We start from the raw sequence: 4,607 nt of genomic DNA, 5'->3' as shown, positions 1-4,607 counted from the left end.
TCTCGTAAAAAGTCTGTAAATACGCTTTTCTGTCATTCCGGCGAAAGCCGGAATCCAGTCCTTTCAAATAGTTATAAGTTCTCTGGACTCCGGTTTTCACCGGAGTGACGACTTTTTACGAAGCCATCATTATTGACTTTCGCCAAAATGGGGTTCGCCTGTTTCATTACGTTTCAGCGTTCGACGACTTAGCAAGGAAATGAAATTTGCTTCAGGAAAAGAAAGATTCATGGTTGATCAGGAAAAACAAGAAAAAGGGATTGCGGTTTCTCTGAAACACATTACGAAAAGTTTTGGCAAAGGAGAGGCCCGGGTAATGGCCGTGAATCATTTTACCTTTGACTTTCCCCCCGGAAGGCTCACGACCCTGCTGGGTCCAAGCGGCTGCGGAAAAACTACAGTTTTACGATGCCTCGCCGGATTTTATGAACCCGAAGCTGGCGATGTGATTATTGGCGGCCAGAGAATCAATGATCTTCCTCCCTATGCCCGGCCGACGGGAACGGTCTTTCAACATTACGCCCTCTTCCCCCACATGACCGTTTTTGAAAATGTGGCCTATGGGTTGAAGGTCAAAAAATTGCCCCGAGAGGAAATCAAGGTCAAAGTAGCCCAGGGACTGGCGCTTCTCCAGCTGACCGGTATGGAAGACCGAAATCCCAACCAGCTGAGTGGCGGCCAACAGCAGCGGGTAGCCATTGCCCGGGTTCTGGTCAACGAGCCCAAGGTTTTGCTTTTTGACGAACCTTTGAGCAACCTGGATGCCAAGCTCCGCATTTATATGCGCGGGGAAATTCGAGCCCTCCAGGAGAGGCTGGGAATCACGACCATTTACGTGACCCATGACCAGGAAGAAGCTATGTTCATATCCCATAACATCGTTATCATGAATAGGGGGAATATAGAACAAGCGGGAACTCCTCTGGAAATTTACCGTCAGCCCCAAACCCCTTTTGTCGCTGAGTTCATCGGGACAACCAACTTTTTAAAGGGCCAAGTGGCGGAAGTTGGCGAGCATAGGCTTAAAGTAAGGGTTCATGATACGATTATTTCCCTTCCCCTGGCTGGGGAGCACAAGCCCGGCGAGGAAGTTCGGATGGTCCTGAGGCCGGAGATGATCCGGTTTGCGGAAACAAAGGGAGAAGGAAAGTTAACGGGTAAGGTACAAGAGGTTTCTTTCCTGGGTTCCATGGCCCGCTACGTGGTGGAGATGGAAGGAGGAGATTTGATCAGCGTGGATGAGCATAACCCCAAGCGGTTTCGCCAGAGGGGATCACCGGTATTTCTGGTTCTGGATGAAGAAGGCCTCCATCTACAAAAAATCTGAAATCCGAAATCTGAAATATTTTTTATGTTCTTTCTGAACGTTGTCCTTCCGGTCTTCCTGAATGAAATTGACATTGATAAGTTTTTCTGATATTTTTTTGACTGCAAAGGGAAGGGAAAAGCCTTCGGTATGGAGAATTATCCTAATATGAAATAGGAGGAATTATGAAAAAATTTGCTTTGGGGGGGGAATTCTGGGTTTAGTTTTAATATTTTTTGCCGCTCCGATGGCCTCTGCCATGGGACTTGAGGCAGCCGTGGGGGTATGGAGACCGGATCCATCCGGTGATATAGGTTACAAGGAGGAATCATTGAGCGTAGAGAACGAGCTTAAGTATGATGCGGAGTCCAAGGTATTTGGCCGGGTTAAAATAGATATGCCGCTGGTTATACCCAATATCTATCTCATGGCAACCCCGATGAAATTTGAAGGGGATGGGAGCAAAAATATCAACTTTACATTCGGTGACAAGACCTTCGCAGGCAATACGCCTTTCTCTTCAAGTTTAAAACTGGATCACTATGACGTTGCCCTGTACTATGGTATTCCTTTTCTAAAGACCGCTACCCTTGGGATGTTCAATGTAGAGGCTGGTTTGAATGCCAGGATCATCGACTTGAAGGTTGAAATAAACCAGCCGAGCACAGGAATAAGTGAATCGAAAAGCCTCACCCTACCTGTCCCCATGATTTATCTTGGCGCTCAACTGAAACCCGTAAAATACCTGAGCCTTGAGGCCGAGGCAAGGGGGATCGCCTACAGTTCGAATCATTATTATGATCTGATCGGCAGGCTTAAGGTTCAACCCATTGGCCCGGTCTTCATTGCCGGTGGCTATAGATACGAGGATGTAAAGATTGATCAGAGTGATGTGAAGGGAAAAATCACATTCAAGGGACCGTTTTTAGAATTAGGAATTGTGTTCTGAATATTAACCTGAAAAACAAGATAGGCCCTTCAGAAAGGGGGCAAGAAAGGGGTCTGGCATAAATAATAATTATTTGGTCCCCATGTCCAGGCGCAATCTTTTCAGATTGCGCCTTTTTCTTTGATGATGGTGCCGAAGGCGGGACTCGAACCCGCACGAGCATAGCTCGCCACCCCCTCAAGATGGTGTGTCTACCAAATTCCACCACTTCGGCATTGAAGCATTATTAAATTAGCCACAGAGGACACAGAGATCACAGAGTTTTAAAAACCCCTGAATAGAATTAAACAAAGAGTACGCGTTAAGTGCATAAAATGAATTAAAAGGCTAAAGGTTGCCAAAAAGGGAATTCCTATACAATCAAGTTAATTAGGACACAGATTTTCGCAGATGCCCGCAGAAACAAAAAAGACGCTATGCGCATAGCGCTAAGCGCTAAGCAACTTTCTGTGTACATCTGCGTCCAAAAAGGAATTTAAATTATTCCGCCGATTTTTGCTCATTTCCCCGGAGTTGGCGCGGGCGGTGCAGGTCCTGGCTGAGCCGGAGCGATCGGGGTTCCCTTTTCCACCGCCGTGGGTGGCGGCGGAGGAACCGTTTTCTGCGGCTGGCTTTCTTTCATGATGGAAGCCCCGGTTTTATGGCTGGAGAAGTAGGCCAGCCCGATGGAAGTGACCATGAAAATAATGGCTACTCCCGTAGTGATCTTGGTTAAAAAACCACCCGGACCTGCTGACCCAAACAGAGTCTGGCTGGATCCTCCTCCAAAAGCCGCTCCAATATCAGCACCTTTACTGGTCTGGAGTAAAACAATCAAGATTAAAAGGACACAAATTACAATATGGATAATGGACATGGCCAAGGTCATTCTAATATGGCCTCCTCTCTATTTTCTAAAATTTTATAGCACATCTTCCGCCAAAAGGCTATCTTTTTTTGGTCTATCTGGTCTATTTAGTCTATTTGGTTCTTGCGGGCATCTGGTCGTCTCGCTATTTTGATTTGGGTCTTTACCGAATAGACCAGAGAGACCAAATGACAAAACAGACTAATCCTATTTCAAGGCTCCCTGAACAATTTCAGCAAAAGATTTGACATCCAGGCTGGCCCCCCCTACCAGAGCCCCATCTACATCCTCCCTGGCCATGAGCTCAGCCGTGTTATCGGGTTTTACGCTGCCTCCGTAGAGAATGCGCACCCCTTGAGCCATTGCCGGGGAAAAAAATTCTCTTAATAGTTTACGGATGAAAGCCTGGATTTCCTGAGCCTGCTGCGGCGTAGCGGTCTGGCCTGTACCGATGGCCCACACGGGCTCGTAAGCGATGACCAGAGCTGTAGGGTTTTTCGCCCCCAAATCCTTCAACCCCTCGCGGGTCTGCCTTTCCAACACCGAAAAAGCTGACCCTCCTTGCCGCTCCGTTAATGACTCCCCCAGACAGATGATGGGGATCAATCCTGCTTTGATCAGAGCGGCTGCTTTTTTATTAACGGATTCATCACTTTCGTGAAAATACTGCCTGCGTTCAGAATGGCCGATGATGGCATAACGGCAGCCGGCATCAACGAGCATGGGGGGGGAAATCTCTCCGGTGAAAGCCCCGCTCTCGGCCCAGAATACGTCTTGGGCCGAAACAGCAATGGGTGAACCCAGGAGAGCTTCAGCCGCAGCAGCCAAAGCAGTAAAGGGCGGAGCCACAGCAACTTCCACCGGTCTATTCTTTATTACGGCTAACTCATTTTTAAGACGCAGGCAAAAATCTTTTGTTTCCTTAATGGTTTTATGCATTTTCCAGTTGCCCACGATCAAAGGGGTACGTGGCATGATTCCAATCTCCTTTCAATCTCAAAAAAACTATTTGCCACAGAGAACCCAGAGGTCACCGAGGTAAAAAAACCAAACCAAAGAAATAAAATTCAAAATGGATTTCTTGTGAACGGCTCAAATAATTTGGCAAGCCCTGAATGTTCATTGCGAGCGAAGTAAAGCAGTTTTATGAGATGGCTGCGTCGCTGCGCTCCTCACAACAACTCCTTTTTTAAGGGCTAACTACAAATGAGTATTTATCCAAAATCCCTTTTCTCTGTGTTCTCTGTGTGCTCTGTGGCAAAAATTTAAGAATTTTTTTTCAGGGCTTCTACTCCAGGTAATTTCTTTCCTTATAAGAGCTCCAGGAAGGCACCGCCAGCCGTCGAAATGTAGGAGATTTTCTGGGACTCTCCGGATTGGTGGACCGCCAAATCTGTATCCCCACCCCCAACGACGCTCACCGCCCCCGAACTGACGATGTGCCGTACTAATTCAAAAGTTCCCCGGCTAAAAGGTTTCATCTCGAATGCTCCCATAGGGCCGTT

5 protein-coding genes and 1 tRNA gene are annotated in these 4,607 nt (G+C 47.3%); 2 read left to right on the top strand and 4 right to left on the bottom strand.

All coding sequences use genetic code 11. The features are described from left to right. The first annotated feature begins 229 nt into the window (after positions 1-229). A complete protein-coding gene (locus tag Q7V48_15565; GenBank protein MDO9212140.1) occupies positions 230-1,327 on the top strand; it encodes an ABC transporter ATP-binding protein in 1,098 nt (365 codons plus the stop codon). A 208-nt stretch (positions 1,328-1,535) separates the two neighbouring features. Next, entirely contained in the window at positions 1,536-2,255 is a 720-nt protein-coding gene (locus Q7V48_15560; GenBank protein ID MDO9212139.1) for a TIGR04219 family outer membrane beta-barrel protein, read from the top strand. 127 nt (positions 2,256-2,382) lie between these two features. Here Q7V48_15560 and Q7V48_15555 read toward each other — a convergent pair. The 4 genes from Q7V48_15555 to pgk all read right to left on the bottom strand — a co-directional run. Then, a tRNA-Leu gene (locus tag Q7V48_15555) sits at positions 2,383-2,469 on the bottom strand. Positions 2,470-2,754: 285 nt separating this feature from the next. Beyond that, a complete protein-coding gene (gene secG / locus Q7V48_15550) occupies positions 2,755-3,123 on the bottom strand; it encodes a preprotein translocase subunit SecG (protein MDO9212138.1) in 369 nt (122 codons plus the stop codon). A 186-nt stretch (positions 3,124-3,309) separates the two neighbouring features. Next, a complete protein-coding gene (gene tpiA / locus Q7V48_15545; protein MDO9212137.1) occupies positions 3,310-4,077 on the bottom strand; it encodes a triose-phosphate isomerase in 768 nt (255 codons plus the stop codon). Between the two features lie 335 nt (positions 4,078-4,412). Next, positions 4,413-4,607, bottom strand: a 195-nt coding sequence (gene pgk / locus Q7V48_15540) for a phosphoglycerate kinase (protein MDO9212136.1), incomplete at its 5' end; no start/stop codon positions are given.

The sequence above is a fragment of the Deltaproteobacteria bacterium genome (assembly GCA_030654105.1).
GTDB lineage: Bacteria > Desulfobacterota > SM23-61 > SM23-61 > SM23-61 > JAHJQK01.
This window is presented reverse-complemented; position numbering and strand designations above follow the sequence as displayed.